General features: G+C 60.6%; 24 protein-coding genes and 1 tRNA gene. 17 read left to right on the forward strand and 8 right to left on the reverse strand.

Annotation, left to right across the window (positions count from 1 at the left end; all coding sequences use genetic code 11):
- Positions 1 to 67: 67 nt before the first annotated feature.
- Entirely contained in the window at positions 68 to 2,272 is a 2,205-nt protein-coding gene (locus NF78_RS12140) for a transketolase (RefSeq protein WP_035986678.1), read from the forward strand.
- Positions 2,273 to 2,510: 238 nt separating this feature from the next.
- On the opposite strand, the gene NF78_RS12145 is transcribed toward NF78_RS12140, so the two are convergent.
- The gene (locus NF78_RS12145; RefSeq protein WP_035986680.1) at positions 2,511 to 3,245 is read right to left on the reverse strand and encodes a Tic22 family protein; all 735 of its coding nucleotides are present in this window, start codon (positions 3,243 to 3,245) and stop codon (positions 2,511 to 2,513) included.
- A 145-nt stretch (positions 3,246 to 3,390) separates the two neighbouring features.
- Positions 3,391 to 3,464: transfer RNA gene (locus NF78_RS12150), tRNA-Pro, on the reverse strand.
- Positions 3,465 to 3,561: 97 nt separating this feature from the next.
- Between NF78_RS12150 and NF78_RS12155 the strand changes: the two genes are divergently transcribed.
- Positions 3,562 to 3,975 carry a DUF4332 domain-containing protein gene (locus NF78_RS12155; protein ID WP_035986682.1) on the forward strand — a complete coding sequence of 138 codons (414 nt, stop codon included), beginning with the start codon at positions 3,562 to 3,564 and terminating at the stop codon, positions 3,973 to 3,975.
- Between the two features lie 96 nt (positions 3,976 to 4,071).
- Here NF78_RS12155 and NF78_RS12160 read toward each other — a convergent pair whose 3' ends face one another.
- Positions 4,072 to 4,521, reverse strand: coding sequence for a GNAT family N-acetyltransferase (locus tag NF78_RS12160; RefSeq protein WP_318655464.1), 450 nt, complete (start codon positions 4,519 to 4,521; stop codon positions 4,072 to 4,074).
- Positions 4,522 to 5,005: 484 nt separating this feature from the next.
- Between NF78_RS12160 and NF78_RS12165 the strand changes: the two genes are divergently transcribed.
- The 3 genes from NF78_RS12165 (at position 5,006) to NF78_RS12175 (ending at position 8,113) form a co-directional block, all read left to right on the forward strand.
- Positions 5,006 to 5,722 (forward strand): hypothetical protein, encoded by a 717-nt coding sequence (locus NF78_RS12165; protein ID WP_035986686.1) that lies wholly within the window; start codon positions 5,006 to 5,008, stop codon positions 5,720 to 5,722.
- Between the two features lie 37 nt (positions 5,723 to 5,759).
- Positions 5,760 to 6,683 (forward strand): alpha/beta fold hydrolase, encoded by a 924-nt coding sequence (locus NF78_RS12170; protein ID WP_052050654.1) that lies wholly within the window; start codon positions 5,760 to 5,762, stop codon positions 6,681 to 6,683.
- Between the two features lie 695 nt (positions 6,684 to 7,378).
- Positions 7,379 to 8,113, forward strand: coding sequence for a Crp/Fnr family transcriptional regulator (locus NF78_RS12175; RefSeq protein WP_035986687.1), 735 nt, complete (start codon positions 7,379 to 7,381; stop codon positions 8,111 to 8,113).
- Between the two features lie 9 nt (positions 8,114 to 8,122).
- On the opposite strand, the gene NF78_RS12180 is transcribed toward NF78_RS12175, so the two are convergent.
- Positions 8,123 to 9,145 (reverse strand): LysR family transcriptional regulator, encoded by a 1,023-nt coding sequence (locus tag NF78_RS12180; RefSeq protein ID WP_035989538.1) that lies wholly within the window; start codon positions 9,143 to 9,145, stop codon positions 8,123 to 8,125.
- A 214-nt stretch (positions 9,146 to 9,359) separates the two neighbouring features.
- On the opposite strand from NF78_RS12180, the gene NF78_RS12185 reads away from it, so the two are divergent.
- The 4 genes from NF78_RS12185 (at position 9,360) to NF78_RS12200 (ending at position 12,494) form a co-directional block, all read left to right on the forward strand.
- The gene (locus NF78_RS12185; protein ID WP_035986689.1) at positions 9,360 to 10,148 is read left to right on the forward strand and encodes a hypothetical protein; all 789 of its coding nucleotides are present in this window, start codon (positions 9,360 to 9,362) and stop codon (positions 10,146 to 10,148) included.
- 81 nt (positions 10,149 to 10,229) lie between these two features.
- On the forward strand, positions 10,230 to 10,715 hold the full coding sequence (locus tag NF78_RS12190) for a 2Fe-2S iron-sulfur cluster-binding protein (protein ID WP_035986691.1): 486 nt from the start codon (positions 10,230 to 10,232) through the stop codon (positions 10,713 to 10,715).
- Between the two features lie 80 nt (positions 10,716 to 10,795).
- On the forward strand, positions 10,796 to 11,890 hold the full coding sequence (gene hrcA / locus NF78_RS12195; RefSeq protein WP_035986693.1) for a heat-inducible transcriptional repressor HrcA: 1,095 nt from the start codon (positions 10,796 to 10,798) through the stop codon (positions 11,888 to 11,890).
- Positions 11,891 to 11,930: 40 nt separating this feature from the next.
- Positions 11,931 to 12,494, forward strand: a complete 564-nt coding sequence (locus tag NF78_RS12200; RefSeq protein ID WP_156119745.1) for a DUF4126 domain-containing protein — start codon at positions 11,931 to 11,933, stop codon at positions 12,492 to 12,494.
- A 17-nt stretch (positions 12,495 to 12,511) separates the two neighbouring features.
- Here the strand turns inward: NF78_RS12200 and hemH are convergent, their stop codons facing one another.
- Positions 12,512 to 13,675, reverse strand: a complete 1,164-nt coding sequence (gene hemH / locus NF78_RS12205) for a ferrochelatase (protein ID WP_035986695.1) — start codon at positions 13,673 to 13,675, stop codon at positions 12,512 to 12,514.
- 76 nt (positions 13,676 to 13,751) lie between these two features.
- Between hemH and NF78_RS12210 the strand changes: the two genes are divergently transcribed.
- The 5 genes from NF78_RS12210 to NF78_RS12230 all read left to right on the forward strand — a co-directional run bounded on the left by NF78_RS12210 (position 13,752) and on the right by NF78_RS12230 (position 20,798).
- Entirely contained in the window at positions 13,752 to 14,927 is a 1,176-nt protein-coding gene (locus NF78_RS12210; protein ID WP_035986697.1) for a site-specific integrase, read from the forward strand.
- A 191-nt stretch (positions 14,928 to 15,118) separates the two neighbouring features.
- Positions 15,119 to 17,605: a response regulator gene (locus NF78_RS12215; protein WP_035989541.1), complete on the forward strand. Its 2,487-nt coding sequence runs from the start codon at positions 15,119 to 15,121 to the stop codon at positions 17,603 to 17,605.
- Positions 17,606 to 17,619: 14 nt separating this feature from the next.
- Positions 17,620 to 18,744, forward strand: coding sequence for a cache domain-containing protein (locus NF78_RS12220; protein ID WP_035986700.1), 1,125 nt, complete (start codon positions 17,620 to 17,622; stop codon positions 18,742 to 18,744).
- 63 nt (positions 18,745 to 18,807) lie between these two features.
- Entirely contained in the window at positions 18,808 to 20,424 is a 1,617-nt protein-coding gene (locus tag NF78_RS12225; RefSeq protein ID WP_052050250.1) for an ATP-binding protein, read from the forward strand.
- Positions 20,421 to 20,798, forward strand: coding sequence for a response regulator (locus NF78_RS12230; RefSeq protein ID WP_035986702.1), 378 nt, complete (start codon positions 20,421 to 20,423; stop codon positions 20,796 to 20,798). The genes NF78_RS12225 and NF78_RS12230 overlap by 4 nt, the downstream gene beginning before the upstream one ends.
- Before the next feature lie 69 nt (positions 20,799 to 20,867).
- Here NF78_RS12230 and infC read toward each other — a convergent pair whose 3' ends face one another.
- Positions 20,868 to 21,353: a translation initiation factor IF-3 gene (gene infC / locus NF78_RS12235; RefSeq protein WP_081972597.1), complete on the reverse strand. Its 486-nt coding sequence runs from the start codon at positions 21,351 to 21,353 to the stop codon at positions 20,868 to 20,870.
- A gap of 290 nt (positions 21,354 to 21,643) precedes the next feature.
- Between infC and NF78_RS12240 the strand changes: the two genes are divergently transcribed.
- Positions 21,644 to 22,768, forward strand: a complete 1,125-nt coding sequence (locus tag NF78_RS12240) for a THUMP domain-containing class I SAM-dependent RNA methyltransferase (protein WP_035986706.1) — start codon at positions 21,644 to 21,646, stop codon at positions 22,766 to 22,768.
- Here the strand turns inward: NF78_RS12240 and NF78_RS12245 are convergent.
- Together NF78_RS12245 and NF78_RS29380 are read right to left on the reverse strand one after the other, a co-directional pair.
- The gene (locus tag NF78_RS12245; protein WP_035986707.1) at positions 22,749 to 23,423 is read right to left on the reverse strand and encodes a cofactor assembly of complex C subunit B; all 675 of its coding nucleotides are present in this window, start codon (positions 23,421 to 23,423) and stop codon (positions 22,749 to 22,751) included. The two genes, NF78_RS12240 and NF78_RS12245, sit on opposite strands and share 20 nt — an antisense overlap.
- 205 nt (positions 23,424 to 23,628) lie before the next feature.
- Positions 23,629 to 23,799 carry a metallothionein gene (locus NF78_RS29380; protein WP_072016059.1) on the reverse strand — a complete coding sequence of 57 codons (171 nt, stop codon included), beginning with the start codon at positions 23,797 to 23,799 and terminating at the stop codon, positions 23,629 to 23,631.
- 284 nt (positions 23,800 to 24,083) lie between these two features.
- Here NF78_RS29380 and NF78_RS12250 point away from each other — a divergent pair, with 284 nt between their 5' ends.
- Positions 24,084 to 24,353 (forward strand): ArsR/SmtB family transcription factor, encoded by a 270-nt coding sequence (locus NF78_RS12250; RefSeq protein ID WP_225885350.1) that lies wholly within the window; start codon positions 24,084 to 24,086, stop codon positions 24,351 to 24,353.
- Positions 24,354 to 24,403: 50 nt separating this feature from the next.
- The gene (locus NF78_RS12255; protein ID WP_035986711.1) at positions 24,404 to 25,723 is read left to right on the forward strand and encodes a glutamate-5-semialdehyde dehydrogenase; all 1,320 of its coding nucleotides are present in this window, start codon (positions 24,404 to 24,406) and stop codon (positions 25,721 to 25,723) included.
- Positions 25,724 to 25,961: the final 238 nt, after the last annotated feature.

The following is a 25,961-nucleotide window of genomic DNA, read 5'->3' on the forward strand; positions in this document are numbered from 1 at the left end:
GGCGCCGTGCTCTCGGTGCAGCTTGGGCAAGGGCAATACTTTATTGACGCTAGTTAGGGGTTTACGCATGACGGCTGCCAGCACGCAATCGATTCCCGCCTTTTGTGAAGGTATTCAACATTTTGGCGGGCTCCCTCCCGAGTTCGCCACCTACGGTCAGACAGCGGCGATCGCCCCCGAGCAGAGCGCGATCGCATCCCCCAGTGATCCCGCCGCCGTCTACCAAACCCTGCTGGCTGCCGATGCCCTGCGCTACCTCACCCTGCAGATGACCGCTACCAAAGAGTCGGGCCACCCCGGCGGGTTTGCCAGCATTGCCGATGCGATCGCCGCCCTGGTCATGCTGGGTCACAAAAACATCGTCACCGAGGTGGGCCACCACGCCCCCGGCTTCTACAGCAACGTGTTCCTCGACCGCTCCCTTGAAGCCATGGGCATCGAGACCGTGCAGCAACTGTGCGATCGCTTCCGCGAAACCCACGGTCTACTGGGCCACCTGTCCGGCCAGATTCCTGGCCTGCTGGCCCCCGCTGGTCCCCTCGGCCAGGGTCAGCACTTTGCTATGGCCGGGGCCAAGCTGAACCCCGGCGTCCTGTTCCCCGTCACCATCGGCGATGGGGGCCTGGGCGAGCCGTACATCATGAGCAGCTTTGGTCACTTCAACACCGCCTACCCCGACATCACCAACGTGTTGCCCATCCTGGTCTGGAATGGTTTCTCCCAGGAACACCACAGCATGGTCTCCACCAAAACCAACCAGGCCATGATCGACTACTGGCGCGGCAACGGCTTCCAGGAAATTGTGCTGGTCGATGCCAAAGACTACGACGACACCGACCAGCCCGGCGACTACGTCGACAGCACTCTATTCTCCTTTCCCCAGCGGTTTGCCTTCACCCAGGCGGTGCTAGAAGCCACCGACAAAGCCGCCAAGCTGGCCCTAAGCGGCACCCTGACGGTGCTGATCGTCAAGCAGCTCAAGGGCGCAGGCGTCCACAAGCGGGGGGCGCAGTCCCATAACCTCTACCCCGGCGACTCCCTCCAGCGTGACTACATTGTCAGCGCCCTGAGCAGCCGCGCCCTGCACGCCGATGCCTGGCATCTCGTCCGTACCAACTACGAGCGGGCTGGAGGTGGCCCCGGCTCAAAAACAGCGGTGACAGAATCCGTTCTGCCCCTGGCCGACCTGGGCAGCCTGCCCCTCAACGAATTTCCCGTCGGGGGCGACAAACAGGTGGCCACCACGGCCATGGGCGCCCTGGTGGGCTACGTGGGTCAAACCGACGCTCAGTTTGTGGTCACCAACGCCGACGGCAACGCCGCCTCGGGCATTAACAACATCAACCAGGCGCTCAAGATCATTCACCCCACCACAGATGACACCTACTTTCAGCAGCCCCACGGCCAGGTCTACGAGCCCCTCAGCGAAGACGCCTGCGCCGGTTTAGCGGCGGCTCAAGCCCTGTTTGGGGCTCGGTCCCTCTGGTGTTCCTACGAATCGTTTGCCGTCAACGGATTGCCCATCTGGCAAACCGTTACCCAGGCCATGGCCGAGCTGCGCCGCCCCACCCCATCCACCATTGCCCTGTTTACCGCCGGTGCCCTGGAGCAGGGCCGCAACGGCTGGACCCACCAGCGCCCCGAAATCGAAAACTACTTTGCCGGGATGATGCGCAACGGCAACGTCTATCCTTTGTTTCCAACCGATGCCAACGGTATTCAGGTGTGCTACGACTGGGCATTAAGCACCCGAAACAAGGGGATCACCATTACCGCCAGCAAGTCCCCCCTACCCATCCGCACCACCTTTGAGCAAACTCGCCAAGCCCTAGCTGAGGGGGCCATTGAGTTAGCCAGCTGGTCCGGCGACAAAACAGTCGTGTTTGCTGTGATTGGCGACATGACCCTATTGCCAGTGTTTGAGGCTGCCGAACAGCTGGCCGCCAGCGGCATTGGCAGCCGCATCCTGTCGGTGGTCAACCCGCGCCAGCTGTACCGACCCACCGACGTCGCCTGGGATATGTGCTCTGAGCCCAATGACGGCTTCCTGTCGGATGCAGGCTTTGCCCGGTTGTTTGCAGGCGACGTTCTACTGGGTATCACGGGCGGCTCCAGCGCCATGCTGGAACCCATCATGCTGCGCAGCCCCGCTCCCCGCGACACCTTCGCCTGGAAGCGGGGCGAAACTACGGCCAGTGCTGGCCAAATCATGGCCATCAACGGCTTGACCGCCGCCAACTTTGTCACCAGAGCCAAAGCCCTGCTAGCCTAGTGCCACTGTGCAGAACGGGCCATACCAAGCCCGAGTTCAAAAACCTCGGTTCAAAACAGGTAGCCCGCAGGGGCAAGCGGTTGCTTGCCCTGCACTAATAGGAGGTAGGTAAGCAGGATTTAGGGTAACTCAGGTCAGCCAGCCGAACCCCGAAAGGCCTGGATTCTCAAACCAACAAAAAGGGGCCGGTTTACACCGGCCCCTTTTTGATCTTTAGGAAAAATAATTCACGGTGTCCCTACCGGCCCTCTTCCTGGGAACGGATGTAGTTCAGCACCTCGGTGGATGGAAACAGCCGCACCTGCTGGAGCTGGGCATCGAGGGCAGGGTCGGTGCTATTGGTCATGGTCGTCAGCAGCCACTCCAGGGAAAGCACCTGAATCACGACATTGTTCGCCGCCTCAGCGTTCGACTCTCGGTACCGGTTGAGCAGCGTCTGCAAATCGTTACGGGAGAAGAACATCGGGAGCGAAGTCTCCCCATCGTGGTTGATGGTGAGGTAAGGACCATCGGCCCCTTGGCGGGCAATAAACAGAGGAACGCCCTGGAAATTGGCCTGAAGCTGAGTCGCTCGCTCCAGCTCACCGCTAATCGGCAAATAGAGCAGCGGCACCTGCTGGCTATCGTTGAGCACGGTTTCTTGGTAGAGCGTGCCCAGGTCCACCAGAGCGACTGCCGCACTGGGGTCTTCCTGGCGAGCACGGGCCAAAAATTCCTCGGCAGCAGCCCCGTCAATAAACACTACGGGTACTTTCACTTCCTGATTATTGACCTCAGCGGCAGCCGTCAGCGGCTGACCATCGGAGTTCAGGATAATGAAAACAGGCACCTGTTCTAGCTTATCGACAATGGCCTCTTCACTGAGGGCTTCGGCAGGTAGAGGCATGATCAAACCACCCCCCAGAAGGCTGCCGCTAACGAGGGCAGTGATCAGGGGGAGAGGCCGCAAAAAGGAGGAAAATAACTTTCGCATAGGAAACTCTGGCGTAGTTAACGATAAGGGGGATAGGGCAAGGGCCACCAACGTTACTGACTATAGATACTACACACTCAGGGGAGTAACACAGAGCCCTGTGCCAGTCGTTTTAGTCGCTCAGGGGAAAATTTTAAATTCAAAATCGGGATGACAGGATTTGAACCTGCGACATCCTGCTCCCAAAGCAGGCGCGCTACCAAGCTGCGCTACATCCCGTAGTCTGCTACCGTCATCAGTATAGCCTGCTTTTTTGCGCAACTGTCATAGCCAAGGATGCAGTCGGGGCCACCCCGTTCTGCGCTACGCTGCTCCTATGCCTATTTCTACCTACCCTCTGGATCAACTTCCTGGGCTGAGCCCTACCCATGCCCAGGGTCTGGCTCAGCTGGGCCTGACCAGCACCGAACAACTCCGCCGCTACGGTGCATCTGCGGCGCAGCGTCAAACCCTGGCCAAAAAGATGCAGGTGCCGCTGCGCTACGTGACCAAGTGGGTGATTTTGGCCGACCTGGCTCGGGTGCCTGCGGTGGGCTGTGAGTTTAGCGGCCTGCTGCTGCACGCGGGCATCATGTCAGTGCCACAGCTGGCAGAATGTACGGCCCAAGGGCTGTTTACCCGCCTAAGGCGGCTGCATGTCGCCACCCTCCAGCGCAATGACCTCTGCCCCAGCGCCGACCAGGTCAACCTGTGGATTCAGCAGGCGCGAACCCTTGCCAAACCATCGTGAAACTCGCAGATACCTCTGTCTCCCGTAAGGCTAATACTGTGAGGCTAGACCACCCGCTGACTAAGGCCTGGAGGCAGCCACAGGGGAATCTGGAGACTAGTCCGGGTACCAAAACATGCCCTTAATCCCCTCCGGATCGGGCATAAAACCCAGCCTCTTGTAGAAGTCGACGACCTGAGGATCGGCAAACAGGGTCACGTTGCTGATGTCTTCGCTGCGCAACTTTTTGATCAGCTGGCGCATGAGTTCTTTGCCCAAGCCACGACCCTGGAAGTCAGGGTGAACGACCACATCCCAAATGGTGGCGTTGAAGGCGTGGTCGGAGGTGGCGCGGGAAAAGCCCACCAGGCGGCGACGGGCTCCCCGCTGCTCCCACATGGTGACAACCAGATAGCTGTGCTGGATGGCTTTTTTGACCTTACGGATAGGCCGACGGGCCCACCCTACCGCATTGCACAACTCCTCTAGCTCGTAGAGGTCGAGGTCGCGATCGGTGCTAAAGACAATTGTCGACCCCTCCCCCTGCTCAGGCAGGGCTTCTAGCACGGTATTCGCCGACCTTGTCTCCCCAGCCGAAGCATCGTCAGACCCGACAAAAAGACTTTTCCAAAAACCCATGCAGGCCCTTTCTGTTGATGAAATGGCACAGCGTCCAAGGGGATAAGCCTAAGCCTTTACACAGCTCGCACGATCGCTACAGCTAAGGCTAAACTTAGGGCTTGAACACCGTTTCTCATAGTATATCCCCATAAAATCCCGATGCCTCTGGCGATGCCGAGATTTATGTGGATTGCGTGAGCAAAGGTGAACCCTGCTGGTGCCTGGCTGCGATCGCCCTAGCGAGTTCAGCAGAATGCGGCGGCCCTGGGCCCATCGGTGACTGGGAACAGTAAACCGTCGCCAACCCTGGGGTTTTTTCCGTCGACAGCGCCTGAAAAAAGCGCTAGGACGGAGGTATGTATTGCTGGGCTAGGGTTTCCCGATGCGGCAGATGCTAACGTTACCTCCATGGAGTTCCGTCCTTCCAACCATGGCCGCTGGCTTAAACCCCTCAACGGTTGAGTTGCTGAAGCGCTTCAACCGTGCTTTTCCCCAGTTCTATGAGCAGTTTGTCAGCAGCGAGATTCAGCTGCAGAACCTCCGCCTGGCTTACCAGCTCTACAAGCAGCGAAAGGCAGTGCTCGACATTAAGCCCGAGGGGAGCAAGAGTGCGCTGCACTTTGTCTACCGCAACCAGTCGTTTTTGTTGAGCGATATCTTTGGGGTGCTGGCGGCCTACGGCCTCACCATTCACAACCTCAGCCTCTACGGTCAGATCTACCCACCCATGCTGGTGTTCATCAAGCTGGTGGTATCCCGGGGCGGCAAAGCCCTGAGTCCTAAGACCACGGACAACGTCTGCCGGGCGATTCAAGAGACCCTAGCGGGGCGTTTTGAAGTTGAAGAAATGCTGACTGTGGAGTTTAACTTGGACGCGGGGCTGGAACGAGTTGAGACTGAGTTCTATGTGGATCCGGTATTCCATTTACCAGCCCTGCTAATCGAAGCGGACAACCAGCCGGGTCTCTTTTACAAGGTGATGTATGCCATCTGGCAGGAGGATTTGCTGGTAGTCAACGCCAACCTGCTCGTCTGGCGAGGGCGGACCCGGCTTATTCTGTACCTCCTGGGCCCCAACGAAAGCTTAATCCCCGACTATCTGGGTCAAAAAATTGCCGAGGGCATGCGCTACCGCCTCATGAGCTAGGGTACGATGATCGAAGATGGCCTCAGAGGCCCCCTCCATGGCGACGGCGACTGTCTTTGGTGTATCCCACTACTACGAACTTACGGGGGCCGGCCGCAGCCCCGTCCTGGTCTTCATCCACGGCTGGCTGCTCAGCCATCGGTACTGGCGGCCCGTCATTGACTCTCTGGCATCGCACTACACCTGTCTAAGCTACGACCTGCGGGGCTTCGGCGAGTCGCGCTACGGCCTGGAGAACTTTAGCGGCGGGGTGCCCGCCGCCGCCGCCGCCCTGGGAGCAACGGCCTCGCCCTACGGGTTAGGAGCCTATGCCCACGACCTGGCCATGCTTCTGGAACAGTTGGATCTGGGGCCCGTGTGGTTGGTGGGCCATTCCCTGGGCGGCAGCATTGCCCTGTGGATGGCCCACTGCTATCCACAGCAGGTGCAGGGGGTGGTGTGCCTCAACGCGGGTGGGGGCATTTACCTGGAGCGCGAGTTCCAGCAGTTTCGGCAGGCGGGACAGTACATCGTGAGCTGGCGGCGCTCCTGGTTGCGCCATACACTGCTGCCCCTACTACTAACTCGAATGATGGTGCAGCGGCCCCTGGACTACGACTGGGGGCGCGATCGCTGTATCGACCTGCTGCAGGCTGACACCGCCGCTGCCCTGGGGACCTTACTAGAATCCACCACCGAGGCTGAGGTGCATCTGCTGCCCAGGCTGGTGGCGGCCCTGCGGGTGCCGACATACTTTTTGGCCGGCCGCCAGGACAGGGTGATGAACACGCGCTACGTGCACCACCTGGCAGGCTATCTGCCCATGGCAGGGGAGGGGCAAACTCCGGTGATTGAGCTGGAGAACTGCGGCCATCTGGCGATGCTAGAACAGCCTCAGGTGGTGGCCAACGTCTTGCGGAACATTCTTACAGGGCCGCGTTTCAGCGCCTCCGATCCAACGTCCTCGGCTGCGGTGACCTGAGCACCCAGGTCTGTGCACCCTCGCCCTTAACCTCTCAGCTTTAACGCTTCAGACTGGCCCTCGACTGTCGCCGGACTGGCTAAGGCTATAGCAACCGCAAAAAATACTCTACAAAACAAAAGAGATGCCGACGACTGGCCGTGTTTCGTCTCGGCATCTCTTCTGGTTCGCTCCTCACACAATTGAATTATAGGGTCAGGCCGGAGGAATGTCATCCCTATAATTCAGTTTGAATGAACAGAATTTCTTATAGGAGGGGCGCTGAGTTAGAGATTGGGCCAGGTCTGGAAGGTCAAGTCCCTAAGTAGAGAAATCTGCGCCAAAGCAGGGGCATATGAGTATATATCAAACGCCCAAAAGGATCCAAGTATGTCTTTGGATACCGGCAAAGGCTACGAAAAAATACGGGACTCTGTATTAGTATTGGATCGTTTGCGTAACTTTTACGATGACAAAGTTTCAAGAATGGACTATGCCATCGTTTGCGCCTCACAGGAGAACTCCGGGCAAGGCTGAGCTTAAGTTCTTAAGTACCCAGTACCCCCGATTTAGCGCCGACTTTAGCCCGGTGGAGGGGTACATCTCCCTGGCTCGTGCGGCTAATTTGGTTTATTATGCTGCGATTCTACGCGATCGCGCTTTCCCCATCGTTCAATCCGTGGTCATGGTCTGTACCGTTTCACCCAGCTATTGCTATGCAATCATCCCAGCCCTCCGATCAGGCCCGACCCTTTCTGACCTGGCAGCGCATCACTGACTGGGCCCATGCCCACTACCGGGCCAGGACCTTCAACAAGGACGAGCGTATTCCCACCCGGTCGGGGCTGCTGTACCTGGTCGAGCGGGGGGCCGTGCGGCTGGTGGGAACTGCCCAGGGAGCCAGCCCAGAACTGAGCAGTCCCGACCTCGACGATGGCGGCGACGATGAGGGGTCTAACGCCCTCGCTCTGGGGTTGAGTGAAGAGGCGTTTCTGGGCTTTGTCGGCGCGGGGCAGCCCTTTGAAATTGTGGCCCAATCGCCTTTCCTGCTGCAGAGCTTTGCCCATGTCGATCAAACCACGGTCCTCTGGCTCTACTGGAGCGACCTGGACAACTGGCCCCACTTTCGCCGAGAAGTGCTGGACGCCTTTCGCTATCAGCACCAGCGCAAGCTTCTGTGGCTGAGCACCCTGGGCCAACGCCGCACCATAGACCGCCTGCTGGGGTTTCTCACCCTGCTGATCGAAGAATTTGGCGAACCTTGCGAGTCGGGCTACTACCTGCCCTGGTCTTTGACCCACGCCCAGATTGGTAGCGCCATTGGCTCCACCCGGGTAACGGTGACGCGCCTGATGGGCAAACTGCGCCAGCGCAAGCTGATTTACATCCATAAAGACGGACTGATTGCCATTCCCGCCGAGCAGGTTACGGCCCCTGAAGCACTGGGTTAGGGCGTAGAGCTAGGGCGTCGGGTACAGGGGCTCTGGGGGGGGAGAGGTCGGCTTAGCTCCGTTTTTTTCGGCTCCAGACTTGTCGCCACCGATGGGCTTGAAGTTGAGGGGTAGGTTGGTAAACTGCGGTAGAACTTCGGTGGTGAAGGCGGCAGCGGCTTTGGAGCGGTAGCGGTTGGGGTTAAAAATTACCGAGAGGGTGCGGTTGACCACCACCGAATCAATTTTGGCCCGGTGCAGCACGCCCATCTGCAGCTCTTTTTCGATCGCCGAGTTGGACACAAAGGCCACCCCCAGCCCCGACTGGACGGCGGTTTTAATCGCTTCGATCGAGTTTAGCTCCATCTCAATCTTGAGCCGACGCGTCTCAATGCCGCAGCGGGTCAGCACCTGGTCGATTACTTTGCGGATGGTGGACTGGGAGTCGAGGGCAATGAAGTGCAGCTTGTAGAGGTCTTCCCGCTGAATCACCGCCTGACTAGCCAGGGGATGGAACATCGGCATGATCAGTGCGAGTTCATCCTCGGCGTAGGGCACTCTTTCTAAAGAGTCCTGTAGTTCGGGAGGAAGTTCACCCCCAATAATCGCCAGGTCAACCTGACCATTGGCCACGCTCCAGGCGGTGCGCCGGGTGGAGTGGACGTGGAGCTGTACGGCCACATCGGCGTACTTTTGCCGAAACAGGCCAATCATGCGGGGCAGGAGATAGGTGCCTGTGGTTTGGCTGGCGCCGATGATCAGGGTGCCCCCCTGCAGGTTCTGGAGGTCCTCAATAGCGCGGCAGGTCTCCTGGCACAGACTGAGAATGCGATCGCCATAGCTCAGCAGCAGGTGTCCCGCTTCGGTGAGCTGTGCCCGTCGCCCGCCCCGATCAAACAGCGGCACGTCTAGCTGGCGCTCCAGGTTTTGTACCTGTAGACTGACCGCTGGCTGGGAGACGTACAAGCTATCCGCGGCTCGTTTGAAACTGCCCTCCGCTGCAATGGCCTTGAGAATACGCAGTTGATCGAGGGTAAAAGGAAGGTCAGACATGGGCATTAACCCTAACGTACGATAATCCTGGGATGCCAACAAACCATGATAGTAGTGCCGGCCTGCCCGTGGCTGTCGTCGCAACCCCTGTCGCCCCAACAACCCCAAATGCAGTCATAGCCACAAGCCGAGTGTCGAATTAAGTCTGCCATCCCTAGATTACTTGGTTCAGGACACTCGACAACACAATTTAGAGCGAGACCCCAAAGGATTTATGAAACGTCAGGTAATCCAGAATGTCCTCAATCTCCCCGGCATCTCTGGGATGGCGCTCATTGACGGGCGTAACCGCCCCTTCTTTTTTGGGCCGGATATCAGCCTCAACTCCCATCAGCAGGACGCCCTGGCCCAGGGAATTCAGCAGGTGGTCGATACCACACCGACCCATTTCGAAACCTTTTCCTTTCGGTTTGCCAATCAGCTCACCCATATCTACAAACTCGATCAGGGGCTAATTTTGCTGGTCCTCGTCACCGACCAGATGCCCCTCACCGACTACCGCAGCGCTATTGACGAACTCAAGGCCACCCTGGTCGAAGCGCCACACAATGCCGTGCCCACCTTCCGGCTGCTGGCGGGCTGTGTCACCCTGGGCAGCGCCACGGCCAGCGATCTGCCTGAGCATGAGAAGCCTCGGCCTGAGGCAACGGCTGGCGAACAGGGTACTCTAACCCCAGGCCTTCAGGAGGTAATTGCCGCCCTCAATCACCTCAGCGATAGCGCCACCCAGTACCTGGGCAAAACTATCGTTGTCAATACCTGGAAGCAGTCGCGCCCCGATCACCCCTGGCTCGGGCAGTTTGAAGTTCAAAAAGATGGCCACTTTGCAGCTTCCCTCGATGGGCCGATGACGCTGACGGCGGAACAGCACCAGTGGGTGAAAGACTGGGTCGCGGCCTTCTTGGGTCGTGGTGGCAGAACCATCCGCAACTTCCAAGCCCTGGTCAGTGGTTCGTTGACGGCTCAGGAGCAGGCCTGTTTGCTCGATTCCCCCGCCGCCTAGGGCCGCTTAGCGCTCCGCTCTGTGAGCCTCTGACGGCGATCGCCTTTTCGTTGTTTCTATTCCTCTACCCCCCTGCACCCCATGGCTAAAACCGTTCGCCTAGAGCCCATTGCCCAAGAGACCTCCGTTGAGACCAACGGCAACCTGCTCTCCGTACTGCTCAACAAGGATCTAGACGTTCTCAAGGAGTGCGGCGGTCGGGGCATGTGCGCGACCTGCCACATCTACGTGCAGTCGGGAATGGAGGCACTCACCCCCATCAACCGCCGCGAGCAGCGCACGCTGGAGGTGATCACCTCCTGCAAGCCCAACTCACGGCTGGCCTGTCAGGCTCGGGTGATGGCCAATGGGGTTGTAGTTGAGCTGCCGCCGGGGATGTACGTCAACTCGCTGCAGGATATTGAGGCGCTGATTGGCCGCCGGGCGGAACAAGACCTGCTGCACCCGATTACCGGCGAGGTGCTGGTGGAACAGGGCAAGCTGATTACGCGATCGGTGATCACTCAGCTGGAAAATACCGCTAGCTTTAAAGTTGGTGAATTTTTCACCCAGAGCAAGGACCTGTAGGTCTGGGGAATGATCGCGAACCCCAGAAAACATCTGTTATGGTAAGGCAATGCCGTAGTTGAGTTTTATACCAACCCCCTATGGACTCTGCCTTTCCCCTGAGTGCTCGCCATCAGCAAGTGCTACAGGCAACCATTCGTCACTACATTGCCACAGCAGAGCCAGTAGGGTCTCGGGCCCTGGCCCAGGAATACGACCTGAAGGTCAGCCCCGCCACCGTGCGCAACACGATGGGACTACTCGAGAAATACGGCCTGCTGTACCAGCCTCACACCTCGGCAGGACGGGTGCCCTCCGACTCGGGCTATCGGCTCTACGTCGATCGCTTGATGTCCCCCTCGACCCGGGTGGGGCGACGGGTGGATGCGGCCTTCTCGGAGGAGCTGGACTGGATGGGTCACAGCCTGGAATCGCTGCTGCGATCGGCCACCCAGATTCTGGCCCAGATCAGTGGTTACCTGGCCCTGATTACGGTGCCCCAGGCGAGCAGCGCGCTGATTCGCCACATCCAGCTGGTGGCTGTGGACGGGGAACAGGTGCTGATGGTGGTGCTGCTAGACTCGCTGGCCACCCAGTCGGTGGTGTTGCAGCTACCGCCGGGGCTGGGCGGTTCTACCCTACCCGTCGAGGAGCTTGAGCGTCGCCATCTGGAAATTTTGTCGAATTTTCTCAGCCACCATCTGCGCGGACGTCCACTGTCGGAGGTTACGGCTCTCCAGTGGGGCGATCTCGATGCGGAGTTTCAGCACTACGGAACGCTGCTCTGCCAGGCCCTGAGCCACCTGGGACAGCGATCGCGGGCTCCAGAAACGCCCCATCTGGTCATCAGCGGTCTGTCGGAGGTGCTGCGCCAGCCTGAATTTTCCGATGCCCAGCGCATTCAGGCGATCGTGCGTCTGCTGGAGGAAGACCAGTCGCAGCTATGGCCTCTGTTGTGCGATACTCCCCCCGCGGCGAGCCAACCGCCCAAAGGTGTAGATGTTAAAGTTTGGATTGGCGCTGAAAATCCGCTGGAACCCATGCAGGGCTGTGCACTGGTGGTGTCGACCTACACCCGCTGCGATGCTTCGGTGGGCAGTGTGGGGGTGCTGGGACCAACTCGGATGGTTTACGAGAATGCCGTAGCGGTCGTCAAGGCCGCGTCAGATTACCTATCCACCGCCCTCAGCGGATAGCGAGGTCTCCAGGCGCGGCGCCAGCGGGAAAGGGAATGCCGTGATAATCACTGAACTACTAGCCATTCTATCGATCGCGGCGGCGACGGGACTGCGGTTGGCATTGCCCCTGCTGTTGATTGGGTTGATGTCTGGTCCCCAGCTGTGGTCTAACGTGCCGCTGCTGTCGCGTCTGCCCCCTGCCCTGGTGCTGGGGGTGCTGGCCGCCTGGTCGACCGCCGAGCTAATGTTGTCCAAGGATCGCTACAGCCAGCGATTCTTTCAAATCCTGGAGCTGCTGCTCAGCCCCGGAGTGGGCGCCCTGGCCGGTCTGGCTGTGGCCAGAACCCTGGACCTGGACGGCTGGATCAACCCGCTAATTGCCCTGATTAGTGCCCTGCTGGCTCTGGTGATTCAGCTGCTGCAGGTGGGCTGGTTTTACCGTCCTCGCCGTCCGCCCCTGTGGATTTTCTTCGTGATCGATGGCCTGTGTATTGTGCTGGCGGTGCTGGCCTTTGATGCCCCCAACCAGGGGGGCATTATTGCCCTGTTGCTGCTGTGGCTGGTGATTCGCACCTCGTACCTGTGGCGGCACTGGCCCCGGCGCCGCAGACCCAAAGGGTAACGGCTGGAGGGTAATGGCTAGAGAATACCGACAAAGTGCAGGGGACCGCGACCGCTGACCAACTCCAGCAGCAGCGCCAGAAACCCTACCATAGCCAGCCGACCGTTCCACACCTCGGCAACGGGGGTGAGGCCCCAGGCCGAGCGCTCCTGCGGGTAGATTTTGACCTTTTTATCGGGCTGCACCACGTCTGAGAACAGCTGACGGGGGGCAACCAGGGCCTCATTGACCATATCGGCCATATCGGCAATGAAGCGGGGGTGGGTGTTGAGGGCCGGGACACGGTGAAAGCCATGAATACCGGCTTCTTCGGCGATTTCGCGGTACTCGATGTCGATTTCCTGGAGCGTCTCAATGTGCTCGGAGACAAAGCTAATCGGCACCACGACCAGGTCCTTAACCCCCTGCTGGGCCAGCTGTTCGATCGCGTCTTCGGTGTAGGGCTGGAGCCACTCCACGGGGCCGACCCGGCTCTGGTAGGCCAGGGTGTGGGGGTTGGGGCGGTTCAGCGCCTGCATGATCAGCTCGGTGCAGTGCTCAATTTCGCGCTGGTAGGGGTCGCCCGCCTCTTCGACGTAGCTCACCGGGACGCCGTGGGCGCTAAAGAAAATATGCGCCTGGTCGGGGTGGTCGAGCTTGTCCAGCTCCTGGGCAATCAGGTCGGCCATGGCGGCGGTGTAACCGGGGCGATCGTACCAGGAGGGGATGGCGGTGTAAACAATGCGCTGGAGGGCGGGGTCTTCGAGCCAGAGTCGCTCTAGCAGGCGAAAGCTGGAGCCACTGGTGCTGATCGAAAACTGGGGATAGAGGGGCAGCACCACCAACTTTTCGATGCCGTCGCGCTTGATCTGGGCGACGGCCTCCTCGGTGAAGGGGTACCAGTAGCGCATGCCAATGTAGATGTTGGCCTCAGTGCCCTGGTCGGACAGCACCTGCTTGAGCGCCTCGGCCTGTTCTTCGGTGATGCGGCGCAGGGGCGATCCACCGCCAATCTGCTGGTAGTTTTCCTGGGACTGCTGGGCACGGGAACTGGAGATCAACCAGGCCAGGGGACGCTGGAGCCAGGGAAAGGGCAGGCGAATAATTTCTGGATCGGCAAACAAATTGAACAGAAAGGGACGAACATCGTCGAGCTGCTCTGGACCCCCCAAATTTAGCAATAAGACCCCGACACGACCCATGGCACTGCTGTGGCTCTAAAGTAAGTACTCATATCTGACCATATTCTACAAGCTGGACGAACGGTTTCCGACCCCGATGGCTGCCTCTGCTTCCCTCGATCGCGCGATCGCAGCGCTCAATGCCCGTTTGAAGGCGGCCCGCCTGGGGCTACAGGTGGAGTGCCGGGGCGATCGCCTCAGCCTCCGCGGCACTCTGCCACCCCGCCCCGACAGCCCTAAAACCCGCCCCCACCAGCAGCGCATTCCCCTCAAACTGCCCGCCACCACCGCCGGGCTGAAGCAGATTGAGCGCGAAGCCAAAGTCATTGCCGCCCAGCTGATCGAGCGGCGGTTTAGCTGGGCCGACTACCTGCCCCAGGGGGACGCCCCCCAGCCCGAGGGCATCCCCCTGGCGGAACGGGTGGCCCAGTTTGAGGCCGAGGTGCTGGCCCAGGCAGGTCCTGGGGCGGCTGCCCTGGCCTCGCGCAAAACTACCTGGGAGAAAGCCTACGCCCCCTATCTCAAAAAGCTACTGGCCCAGGCCGAGCAGCAGCCCCGACAGCCGCTGGAGGCGGCCATCGTCGCCACCCTCGAAGCCCTGCCGCCCCACTCGCGCAGCCGCCAGGTGGCCTGCACCGCCCTGAAGGCCTTTGCTGACTTTCAGGGGGTGGTGCTGCCGGAGATGGTGGATAAGCTGGGCGGCCAGTACGGCAGCAGCAAGGCCCAGCGACGGCTACTGCCCTCCGACGAGGTGATCGTCGAGTGGTGCGATCGCATTCCCAACCCCACCTGGCGCTTTGTGTACGGCGTGATGGCCACCTACGGTCTGCGCAACCACGAAGTATTCTTCTGTGACTACCAGGGGCTGCGCCAGGGCGACCCCGAGGGGCGCATTACCGTGCTGGAGACCACCAAGACGGGCCTGCACGATGTCTGGCCCTTCTACCCGGAATGGGTCGATCGCTTTGACCTGCGCCAGGGCCATCTACCCGCCATCAATACCGACCTCACCACTACCACGCTCCAGCGGGTGGGCCAGCAGGTGGCGATTCAGTTTAAGCGCTACGGGGTGCCCTTTTCCCCCTACGACCTGCGCCACGCCTGGGCGGTGCGAACCATTCACTTTGGCCTGCCCGACACGGTGGCCGCCCGCATGATGGGCCACTCGGTAGCAATTCACAACCGCACCTACCACCGCTGGATCACGCACCGCGACCAGCGGCAGGCGGTGCAGACCGCCCTCCAGCAGCGCCCTTGGCAGGCTCCCCTTTGAGGGCTATATCTGATGCCAGTACCTTTGGGTAGAAAAGATCAAACCTTAACGATATGCTAAGAAACATCAAAAGTTTGTGTGCGCCCGCCGACTCAGCCCAGACCCGCTGACGGGCTGGCTCTGTTTCTGTTAAGGCATTCTGCTTCGCCCCAACTCATGGTGCCGTTTGTGCCGTAGGGATGTGCCTCACCATGAAAATTCTGCTTGTTGAGGATGACCCAACCACCCGCGACCTGCTGGTGTTTCACCTGACGGCGGCCCGCTACACCGTGGAACAGGCCGCCGATGGCATTACCGCCCAGGAGCTGGCGGCGATGTGGAACTACGATCTGATTTTGCTCGACATCAATATTCCCCGGCTGGACGGCATCAGCCTGTGCCGCCGACTGCGGGGGCAGGGGGTCTCAACCCCAATTTTGATGCTCACGGCCCAGGCCCAGGACGAAGATGTGATCACCGGGCTGGATGCGGGGGCCGATGACTACGTGACCAAGCCCTTCGAAGTCTCCCAGGTGCTGGCCCGTATTCGCGCCCTGCTGCGGCGGGGGGCCAGGGCAGCGACCATTCCATCGCTGGTATGGGGGCAGCTGTGCCTCGACCCCACCTTGGCCCAGGTGACCTACGATGGCCAGGTTGTGCCCCTGACCCCCAAGGAGTACAACCTGCTGGAGCTCTTTTTGCGCCATCCCCAGCGGGTGTTTAGCCGCAGCACCATTCTCGACCACCTGTGGACAATTGATGATTCGCCCACGGAAGGGGCGGTTACCAACCTGGTGAAGGATCTGCGCAACCGGCTAAAGCGCAGCGGCGTGGTTGAAAATGTAATTCAGACGGTGTACGGCCTGGGCTATCGTCTGCGCGACCTGCCGTCCGGCCCGGACGCCCACGGCTCAGGGGGTAAACGGAACAGCCAGGGAACTGGAAACCCAGGCGGTTCCAGTAGTTCTGGCTCTAGAACTGGCACACCGATGCTAGAACCCGTGGGCTCGCCCTCAGTGGCAGGTAACGGGGCGGGATCCAAAACCCTGGAGGCGATCGCGGCTCGGTTTCAAACCTCGCTCCAGGCGCGGCTGGCGCTGGTGGAGGAGGCAGTGCGATCGCTTCAGGCGGGAGAGCTGCCCCCCCAGCAGCGGATCATTGCCCAGGATGAGGCCCACCGTCTGGCCGGGGGGCTGGGGACCTTTGGCTACGAGGAGGGGTCGATCCACGCCCGTCAGATTGAGCAGCTGCTGGCGGAGGCCGCCCCCAAAACCGCCCAGGTAGACCAGCTGTCACGATCGCTGCTGGCCCTCAAGCAAACCCTGGCCCTGGGCCTCAGACCACCGGAGCGATCGCGTCCGCCCGCCCCCAGGGCTCCCACGGTGCGCCACTGGGGCGTGGCTCTGGCGGTAGAGCCCGGTCTACTCGATCGCCTACAGGCTGATGCCGCCGAGCGCGGCTGGCACCTCCATCGGACTACAACCCTGAGCGAGCTGATGCAGGTGCTGGCCCAGGGGGAAGCCGAAGCCGTGGTCATAACCCTCGACCAGGGGGCAACCCTGGCCGAAAAGCTAGCTCCCCTGCGCGAGGTAAAACACAGCTACCCCCAGCTGCCAGTGCTGGTGCTCACCTGCCAGGACAGCCTGGAGGAACGGGTGCAGGTAGCCCGGCTGCAGGGCGATCGCTACCTGGTGGCCCCCGCCACCGCCCGCCAAATCTTTGATGGCCTTGAACAGCTCCTGCCCGATGCCCAGGCCCCAGAAGCGCAGATCCTGGTGGTGGATAACGACCCAATCACCCGCGCTGCGATTGCCGAGTTGCTTACACCCTGGGGGCTGCAGGTCACCGAACTGGGCGATCCGGGTCAGTTCTGGGAGGTGCTGCGGCAAAGCCAGCCCGACCTGCTGTTGCTGGCCCTGGAAATGCCCACCTTTAGCGGTATTGAACTCTGCCAGGTGGTACGCCAGGACTCCCGCTTTGGCAACCTGCCAATTTTGATGGTAGCCTCCCACCCTGACACGGTCACGGTGCGACAGGTCTTTGAAGTGGGGGGCGACGACCTGATTGGTAAGCCCATTGTGGGGCCCGAACTGGTCACGCGGGTGCTGAGCCGGATCGAGCGATCGCGGCTGCGTCAGCAGATCGAGCAAATGCGCCACCGCCAGGCCCTCTACTGGGATCAGCAGGACAGCACCGACCCCCTCACCCAGGTGGCCAACAGCCAACACTTCGATGCCTTTCTACAACAGCAGTGGGAACGCCACTGCCAGGATCAGGCTCCCATTGCGCTGGTTTTGTGCAGCCCAGACCATCTAGAAATCTACTACCAGGTCTACGGTCAAAAGGCTGGAGATGCCGCTCTACGGCGCATTGCCCGTACTCTGCACTACACGATCAACCCCAACATCGATCTGGTGGCCCGCTGCGGCGACAAGGAATTTGCGGTGGTGTTGCCCAATACCAACCTCGACGGGGCCTTGCGGGTGGTGGCGCGCATGCAACAGGCGGTTACCGATCTTAAAATTCCTTACCCCTCATCGGAGTCGGGCGGCTGTGTTACGCTCAGCCTGGGCATTGGCGGCACTACGCCTACTCAGACCATCTCCAGCGACCACCTGCTCAAGACCGCCGACCAGGCCCTGAAGGACGCTAGGGGGCGCGGTGGCGATACATTTTGTCTGTATCCCATGTGTAGCTAACCAGGGCACCAGGGATGAAGTTTTCGCTGCGCAATCTGTTGATCGTGCCGTTCCTGGCCCAGGTCATCGGGCTGACAGGGATTGTGGGCTATCTGTCCTACCGCAGCGGCGAGCGAGCGGTCACAGAGATGACCCAGCGGCTGATGGCCAAAACCGGTCAACAGGCGGACGCCCGGCTAGATGGGTATCTCCAGAGGCCCCGGTTTGTGACGGACAGCACCGTCTATCTGCTGGAAGCGGGCCACCTGCCCAGCGCTGAGCTGGTTCCCATGGAGCAGTACTTTGTTAACCATCTGCAGCAATTTCCCGAGCTGACCGACCTGACGATCGCCAACGAGGCGGGCGCTTTTCTGCATGTCACCCGCCAGGCCGATCAGAGTTTTGCCATGCGCCAGCGCTACGTCCGGCAGCAGGATGGGTGGCTATACCACTACCGCCTCGATGCCGAAGGGCTAAGTCCTGTGCCCAGCGACCTGCCCCGCCGCCAGTACGACCCCCACCGCGCCCCACCAGAAGACCCCTGGTATGCCACTGCCCAGGCCCATCCCGACGGACTCTGGCGGCTGGTGGTCAGCCTCGATCAGGGGTATGACAAACCCCAGCTAGTCATGGTCCGCTTCAAGCCCTTTTATGGCCCCGATGGGGAGATGAGCGGCGTAGTGGGTGCTGGGATTGGGCTGGTGGCGCTGGGCTCCCTGCTGGAGGAGTTGGCCGGGGATGGCGGCCAGCTGCTGTTGATTGAACCCAATGGCAATCTGGTGGCCACCTCCACAGGTGAACAGCCCTTTGACGCCCAGGCCCGGCCTGACTACGCCCAGAACGTGACGGTACAGCCCCGGCGGCTGGCCATGGCCCAGAGTCACCACGGTCTCACCCAGGCTGTGGCCGCCGCCCTGCAGGGCAACTCCCCCGACTTTCGCCACCTCCAGCAGCCGGTTTTTCTACAGCTGCGCTACGAGTCGCACCACTACTATGTCAACTTCATTCCCATGGAGGGGGACCTGGACTGGGGACTGATTACCGTGGTGCCCGCCGCTGAGTTTATGACGGAAATCTATCTCAACGTGGGCCGCACGGTGCTGTTCTGCGCTCTAACGCTGATGGGAACGATCGGCCTGGGCCTGTGGACGGCGGGCTAGATTACCCGGCCCATTCTCTCGCTCCAGCGGGCCACCCAAGCTCTGACCGAGGGAACGACCGAGGTGCCCGCCACCCAGCCCACTTCCATTCGGGAGGTGGAAGCGCTGCGCCAGGGCTTTGATCTGATGGTGGGACAGCTGACCGCCTCGTTTCAAAACCTCAAGGATAGGGAGAACACGCTGGCCACCTTTCTCAACAGCGTCCCCCTGGCCCTTAGCGTCCACGACCAGACGGGGCAAATCCTGTTTCTCAACGCCAAGGGTAAGGAACTCCTGGTCAGGGGCATTGCCCTGGCCAACACAGACCAGCTGGCTGAAACCTACCAACTGTTCCGGGCCGGCAGCGATACCCTCTACCCCACCGCAGAACTGCCGGTGGTGCGGGGGCTGCGCGGGGAGACGGCCTACACCGACGACCTTGAAATTGACCGGGGCGATCGCCGTGTCCCCCTGGAGGTACACACGATTCCGGTCTTCAATGGCCAGGGGCAGGTGCTCTACGCCATCAACACGTTTCAGGATATTTCTGAGCGGCGGCAGGCCGAGCGGTTGCGGGCCAACTACCAGCAGGAGCTGGAACGCCAGGTGGCCGAGCAAACCGCTTCCCTGGCCGCCAGTGAGACCACCAAGCAGGCGCTGATTAACGCCATTCCCGATCTGCTGATGCGGCTGGGCTGCGACGGCCGCCCCAGGGAGATCTACAACCTGGAGGCGCTCAACTGGATAGGGGACAAGGCCCAGATCCATACCATTCCCATGTATGTCAACTTGCCCGCCGCCATTGCCCAGGAGCGCCAGCGCTGCGTGGAGGAGGCCCTGTCCACTGGCATCATTCAGCAGCATGAGTACGAACTTTCCCAGGCGGGCCACACCTTCTATGAAGAGGCCAGGATTATCCCGGTTACTCAGGATGAGGTGCTGGTGGTGATCCGCGATATCAGCGATCGCCACAAGGTCGACCGGCTCAAAGATGAATTTATTTCCATTGTCAGCCACGAGCTGCGCACGCCCCTGACGGCCATTCGCGGAGCGCTCGGCATCTTGGAGGCGGGGGTGCTGCAAGACCGGCCCCACAAGACCCAGCAAATGCTGCAGATGGCCCTCAACAACAGCGAGCGGCTGATTCGGTTGGTCAACGATATTCTGGACCTGGAGCGGCTCACCTCAGGCAGCGTGGCTCCCAGGCTGGAGCCCTGCTCCATGGCCGATCTGATGGCGCTGGCGGTGAACGGGGTAGAATCGATCGCCCTGGAGGCGGGCGTGACCCTCCAGGTTGGGCCTACCGAGGCGATTGTGATGGCAGCCCCAGATGCCATTGTGCAAACGCTGACCAATTTGCTCAGCAATGCGATCAAATTTTCCGGCACGGGTAGTAAAATTTACCTGTCTGCAGAAATCACCACTGGCTCAGGCCTAGAGGATAATTCAAACCGCCTTGCTCCGGTGCTGCGGGTGGCGGTTCAAGATCAGGGACGAGGCATTCCAGCGGATCGCCTGCAGCTGATTTTTGAACGATTTCAACAGGTCGATGTGTCCGACTCACGCCAGCGGGGCGGCACAGGGCTGGGCTTAGCGATCTGCAAACAGATTGTGAAGCAGCATGGGGGCGACATTTGGGCCGAAAGTACGCTGGGCCAGGGCAGTACGTTTTACTTTACGCTGCCGCTTCGGGGTGTATGAGCAAGCGGATTTTAGTCATTGATGACGAGTTGGACATTCGGGAGGTGGTTTGCCTGTCGCTTGAGGAGTTTGGCGGCTGGCAAACCGATAGCGCTGGCTCGGGCCTAGAGGGGATCGAGAAGGCGATCGCAGAGCCCTGGGATGCGATTTTGCTGGATGTGTCCATGCCTGACCTGGACGGGTTTGCCGTGTACAGTCAGCTCCAGGCTAACCCCAAGGCCCGCACGATCCCGGTGATTTTGTTGACGGCGAAAGTACTCACCAGCGATTTTGAGCGCCTGGCAACTCTGGGGGTCGCTGGCGTCATCCCAAAACCCTTTAACCCCGTTACGGTATGGCAACAGGTAGCCCAGATTGTCAACTGGGCCACCTGAACAAATCAGGAGAACAAACCCCAGAGGCAGGTCGATTCTGGGGCACGGGAGGCTGATTGATTCCAGTCCCTAGGCGGGGGTGATCATGAGGACCAGAGCCTTTTTGTCGAGCGCCTGGACTTTGCCGGCATCGCCAATGTCCTTGACAATTCTGTCGAGCAGCTCGCCAGCGCGATCGCGGTGCTGGTGCTCCCGACCCCGCAAACGGACCAAAAACTTAACCGAGTCTCCCTTTGAGAGCCACTCGACCGAGCGCCGAATCCGGAGTTGATAGTCAGACTCGCCCACGTTGGGGCGCAGCTTGACTTCTTTCAAAGACGGCTTAGAGCTTTGCTTCTGCCGCTTACTCTGCTGGTACTGAAGCTTGCCGTAGTCCAGAATTTTGGCCACGGGGGCATCTTTGCCGTTAGAGACAACCACCAGGTCAAGTCCTGCATCCTCGGCCAGCGTAAGGGCATCGCGAGTATCCATAAGACCACGGTTCTGGTTCTCATGGTCGATGAGGAACACCTGAGGTGAGCGAATTTGCCGGTTTACCAGTTGCGTCTTAGAAATAAGTCTTTCCTCTCAAAATTCGACAGATGGCCGGGGCGATGGCTGAGGCTGGAAAAATCCCAGGGTTGCTTTGGCCAAGCAACCATAGACCCACCGGGGTAAAACCCATCAAGGGTTATTATCCATCAAGATATCCATAGAATAGCTTAGCTTTTGAGTCAGAGCTGTGTCCAAATATTCGGTCTTAACAAAATGGTAGACGCCTTACCCAACCTGGGTTTGCTCTCATTGCCTCAGGGCCGAGAGGCCGGGGTATCACTGGCACCAGCACAAGGTTAGAGGAGACCCCTATGGCTACCTTTTTTGCCACCGTGGCCCGCGGGCTTGAGACCCTGGCGGCCACCGAACTTGAACATCTGGGGGCTGAGCAGGTCGAGCCAGGGTTTTGTGGAGTGGCCTTTACGGGCGATCGCGCCCTGCTGTACCGAGTCAATCTCTGGTCGCGGCTGGCCTTTCGGGTGCTGCTCCAGCTGGCCGAGTTTCCCTGCGTCGATGCCGAGGACCTCTACTGCGGCATTCAGGCCATCGACTGGCGGCCTTACCTGCCTCCGGAGCTGACCTTTGCTGTGGACGCCACCGGCAAAACCCGCCGCCTCAACCACACCCACTTCACTGCGCTCCAGGTCAAAAACGCCGTGGTGGACCAGCAGCGCCAGCACTGGGGCGATCGCTCCACCATCGACACCCAGCACCCCGAGGTACGGCTGAATGTGCATCTGCACGGTGACACCTGCACCGTCAGCCTCGACAGCTCGGGCAGCAGCCTGCATCGGCGCGGCTATCGCCCTGCCGTGGGGGCTGCACCGCTGAAGGAATCCCTGGCGGCGGCCCTGGTCTCGCTGACGGACTGGACAGGCGATGTGCCCCTGCTCGATCCGCTATGCGGATCGGGGACGCTGCCTCTGGAGGCCAGCCTGATGGCCCTGGATATGGCCCCCGGCCTGTTTCGAGAAGAATTTGGCTTTCACACCTGGCCCGACTTTGACGGCGACCTGTGGGACGAGCTGTACCAGGAGGCAGAAGAACGCCGCAAGCCAGAGCTAGGCACCTGGGTGGGGGGATGCGATCGCGACCCCGCCGTTGTTCACCAGGCCCGCGTCAATGCCCAGCGCTGCGACCTGGCCGAGCAACTCCACTTCTGGGCCGAGGACCTGGCTGACCTGGAGGCCCCCGCCGACAGCGGCTACCTGTTGTGCAATCCCCCCTACGGCGAGCGGCTGGGGGCCAACGACGACCTCGGCGCTTTCTACAAGCTCCTGGGCGACGTGCTGAAGCAGCGCTTCAAGGGCTGGACGGCCTTTGTGCTCAGCGGCAACAAAGACCTGGCCCGACACATTGGGCTCAAGTCGGCTCAGCGGGTGGCTGTCTACAACGGGTCGCTGCCCTGCCAGTGGCTCAAGTATGAGCTGTATTGAGCGCCTCAGTATTAAGCGCCTCATCCAGGCTGTGGCCAAGTTTGTCAGCAATGCCGGCCACCCAGGCTTCGTCCTGGCGGGTGTAGCTGCGGGGGGCATTGGCGGCCAGAATCAGCGCTCCGGCCTGGCCCATAGGCTGACAGATCACGCCCTGGGTGTTCTCCGGCAGGTAGTCAAACTCGATGCGACCCGGATAAATACTGAGTTTGACCAGGTACACAGCTTTGCCAGTCTCCAGCACCCGCTTCAAAATGGGGCCGGGGGTGGCCTCGGCCTTGGGGGCCAAAATGCCGCGCCGCAGCAGAGTTTTTCCCTGGTAGTAGACCACCACAGAACGGGTGACGGTGTTGGTCAGCAGCAGGTGAGAAGCCCAGGCCAGCTCAGTTTGAATCGCCTCCGGGAGATCGCCATCCAGGTCAAAGCCCTCGTCGCCCACCAGGGTGACAGCCTCGGGGGCAATGGGCTGCACCCGCTGCCACAGCAGACCAGTCAAAACCAGCAGCGCGCTTAAAATCACCCCCATCACATCCGATCGCGCCTGGGACTCGCTGAGGGCGGGGGTCAGCACCCGGTTGAGCAGCAGCAGGGTGCCGCCCAGGCCTCCGGCGACCAGGGGCAGCCGCCGCAGCACTCGGTTTGGGTCTGTTTGCGCCATGTTTAAACCATCCCCCTCGCTTGCGGCCCTCTTCAGTTTACGGGAGCCAGGGACTGCGAGCTAGAACAGCGCCAGGGCATGGGAGATTCAAACCATGAAACCCCCTGAACCTATCCGAATCAGGCCAGGGGGTGGGGTGGGCAGTGCCCCACCAGACCAGCATCCTGTATTCGGATAGGCCGTTGAAATCTGTTGCTGGCATTAGCTAGCTGTTGCAGCCACAGCCAGTGTGGCCGCAGCCCGAGGAACCCTCGGGGTGGCCGTTGGCACAGGCGTCGCTGCAGAAGTAATGCCCGTCTTTTTCGATGGCCTGGCTGGTATCGACAATGCACAGGCAGGAGTCACAGGCACATTTCATTTGGGTAACGGTAGTCATGGCAGGTTTCCTTGGGACTAAGTGAACTAAACTGATGCTCAAACACCTGAACACCTGTTCATAGGTCACTATAACATATGAACAGGTATTCATGGGTTATCAAGTCTCGGCTGTTTGTTGCGCGTTTGGGATCCAGTCTGGGTCTGCAGCTACCATGTGGTGTAAACAGCGTCCTGTAGAGAAGCGTCATGGCTGGCGATCGCCCCCCCGTTGAAGCCCCTGCCTGCAATCCCCCGGCCTCGCCGTCGGGGGAAGCAATTTTGAGTGTGGAGAAGGCCCAGCGGATGGCCGAGTTTTTTGGCGTGCTGGGCGACCCCAATCGCTGGCGCATTCTGTCGGCCCTGGCCCTGGGAGAACGGCGGGTGGGGGAGCTGGCCGCGGCAGTGGGGATGAGCGAGTCGGCGGTGTCCCATCAGCTGCGCATTTTGCGGGCGACGCGGCTGGTCAGCTATCGCAAGCGGGGCCGCAATGTTTTCTACTGCCTCAAGGATGACCACGTGTTTAGCCTCTACCGGGAGGCGTCGGCCCACCTCGATGAACCAGCGGACGATTAGGGGCAGCAGCCGAAGCGGTAGACTGAAGTATTGCGGGACTGTTCGAAGCCATGACTGTTTTTTCCCTGACCCAAGACACCGCCCAGCCGCTGCTGGCGATCGCCCAGGCCAGCCGTCAGGCGGCTCAAACCCTGGCCAGCCTCTCCACCGACGACAAAAATCGCGCCATTGAGGCGATCGCGGCGGCCCTGGAGGCCCGCGCCAGCGAGATCGTGCTGGCCAACCGGGCCGACTGTGAGGCGGCGGTAGCCGACAACCTGGCCAAACCCCTCTACGAGCGACTGAAGCTGGACCGGGTGAAGCTGGCCGGGGCGATCGCCGGGGTGCGCGACGTTGCCCGCCTGAGCGATCCGGTCGGCACAGTGCAGCTGCACCGCGAGCTCGACGAGGGCCTGGTGCTGAAGCGGGTGTCGGTGCCCCTGGGTGTCTTGGGAGTAATTTTTGAGTCGCGCCCCGACGCGGTCATGCAGATTTCGGCCCTGGCGATTAAATCGGGCAACGGGGTAATTCTCAAGGGCGGCAAAGAGGCGATTGGCTCCTGCATTGCCCTGGTGCAGGCGATTCAGCAGGGGCTGGAGCAGGCGGGGGTAGACCCGGCGGCGGTGCAGCTGCTGACCACCCGCGAAGAAACCCGCGCTCTGCTCGATCTGGAGGGCTACGTGGACCTGATCATCCCGCGCGGATCCAATGCCTTTGTGCGGTTTGTGCAGGAAAATACCCGCATTCCGGTGCTGGGGCACGCCGACGGCATCTGCCACCTCTACGTGGACAGCGAGGCGGATCTGGAGCAGGCGATCGCGATCGCGATCGACGCCAAAACCGCGTATCCCTCGGCCTGTAATGCGATCGAAACCCTGCTGATTCATCAGGATCTGGCCGCCGAGGCCCTGCCAGCCCTGATCACTACCCTGCGGGAGGCCCAGGTGGAGCTGCGGGGGGATGAGCAGGCCCGCGCAATCGTGCCCTATCTGGTTCCCACCACCGAGGAAGACTGGAGTACGGAGTACAGCGACCTGATTCTCTCCGTCAAGGTGGTGGAGTCGGTGGAGGGGGCGATCGCCCATATCAACACCTATGGGTCGCGGCACACGGAGGCGATCGTTACCCGCAACCCCGCCACCGCCGCCTACTTTATGGACCGTGTAGACGCCGCTGGGGTTTACCACAACTGCTCAACCCGCTTTGCCGACGGATTCCGCTACGGCTTTGGGGCCGAGGTCGGCATCAGCACCCAAAAAATGCCGCCCCGTGGGCCCGTGGGCCTGGAGGGATTGGTCACCTACAAGTACCAGCTGGTGGGCAACGGTCACGTTTCAACCACCTACAGCGGCAGCGAGGCCAAACCCTTTACCCATCGAGATTTGCTTTAGGACACCGCTCTCAGCCCAGGGCGTATTAATCCATTGCCGCCAAAAGCCCGGCATGCCACCCCTTGCCACGCCCGCCCCAAAGGACAGGCTAGTGCAGCGTCAAAGCTAAATAGGGTTTCTTTAAGTTGGGTGAAGCGGAGCAGATGCTATTGGCGAATTATTTCTTCAAAGAATTGCTCGGCGTTAGCCCCCTAAATCCCCCAAAGTTGATACTGCTGGCGAAATATTTTGCAACCAA

Source organism: Leptolyngbya sp. KIOST-1 (assembly GCF_000763385.1).
In the GTDB taxonomy this organism is placed as follows: Bacteria; Cyanobacteriota; Cyanobacteriia; order Phormidesmidales; family Phormidesmidaceae; genus Nodosilinea.

What these genes read in the sequence shown, in the direction of transcription:
- NF78_RS12210 (WP_035986697.1), top strand. Translation starts at nt 13,752, where the DNA reads ATGGCTGCCTCTGCTTCCCTCGATCGCGCGATCGCAGCGCTCAATGCC.
- hrcA (WP_035986693.1), top strand. Translation starts at nt 10,796, where the DNA reads ATGGACTCTGCCTTTCCCCTGAGTGCTCGCCATCAGCAAGTGCTACAG.
- hemH (WP_035986695.1), bottom strand. Translation starts at nt 13,675, where the DNA reads ATGGGTCGTGTCGGGGTCTTATTGCTAAATTTGGGGGGTCCAGAGCAG.
- NF78_RS12215 (WP_035989541.1), top strand. Translation starts at nt 15,119, where the DNA reads ATGAAAATTCTGCTTGTTGAGGATGACCCAACCACCCGCGACCTGCTG.
- NF78_RS12155 (WP_035986682.1), top strand. Translation starts at nt 3,562, where the DNA reads ATGCCTATTTCTACCTACCCTCTGGATCAACTTCCTGGGCTGAGCCCT.
- NF78_RS12250 (WP_225885350.1), top strand. Translation starts at nt 24,084, where the DNA reads ATGGCCGAGTTTTTTGGCGTGCTGGGCGACCCCAATCGCTGGCGCATT.
- NF78_RS12230 (WP_035986702.1), top strand. Translation starts at nt 20,421, where the DNA reads ATGAGCAAGCGGATTTTAGTCATTGATGACGAGTTGGACATTCGGGAG.
- NF78_RS12170 (WP_052050654.1), top strand. Translation starts at nt 5,760, where the DNA reads ATGGCGACGGCGACTGTCTTTGGTGTATCCCACTACTACGAACTTACG.
- NF78_RS12220 (WP_035986700.1), top strand. Translation starts at nt 17,620, where the DNA reads ATGAAGTTTTCGCTGCGCAATCTGTTGATCGTGCCGTTCCTGGCCCAG.
- NF78_RS12185 (WP_035986689.1), top strand. Translation starts at nt 9,360, where the DNA reads ATGAAACGTCAGGTAATCCAGAATGTCCTCAATCTCCCCGGCATCTCT.
- NF78_RS29380 (WP_072016059.1), bottom strand. Translation starts at nt 23,799, where the DNA reads ATGACTACCGTTACCCAAATGAAATGTGCCTGTGACTCCTGCCTGTGC.
- NF78_RS12175 (WP_035986687.1), top strand. Translation starts at nt 7,379, where the DNA reads ATGCAATCATCCCAGCCCTCCGATCAGGCCCGACCCTTTCTGACCTGG.
- NF78_RS12245 (WP_035986707.1), bottom strand. Translation starts at nt 23,423, where the DNA reads ATGGCGCAAACAGACCCAAACCGAGTGCTGCGGCGGCTGCCCCTGGTC.
- NF78_RS12140 (WP_035986678.1), top strand. Translation starts at nt 68, where the DNA reads ATGACGGCTGCCAGCACGCAATCGATTCCCGCCTTTTGTGAAGGTATT.
- NF78_RS12240 (WP_035986706.1), top strand. Translation starts at nt 21,644, where the DNA reads ATGGCTACCTTTTTTGCCACCGTGGCCCGCGGGCTTGAGACCCTGGCG.
- NF78_RS12180 (WP_035989538.1), bottom strand. Translation starts at nt 9,145, where the DNA reads ATGTCTGACCTTCCTTTTACCCTCGATCAACTGCGTATTCTCAAGGCC.
- NF78_RS12190 (WP_035986691.1), top strand. Translation starts at nt 10,230, where the DNA reads ATGGCTAAAACCGTTCGCCTAGAGCCCATTGCCCAAGAGACCTCCGTT.
- NF78_RS12145 (WP_035986680.1), bottom strand. Translation starts at nt 3,245, where the DNA reads ATGCGAAAGTTATTTTCCTCCTTTTTGCGGCCTCTCCCCCTGATCACT.
- NF78_RS12255 (WP_035986711.1), top strand. Translation starts at nt 24,404, where the DNA reads ATGACTGTTTTTTCCCTGACCCAAGACACCGCCCAGCCGCTGCTGGCG.
- NF78_RS12165 (WP_035986686.1), top strand. Translation starts at nt 5,006, where the DNA reads ATGGCCGCTGGCTTAAACCCCTCAACGGTTGAGTTGCTGAAGCGCTTC.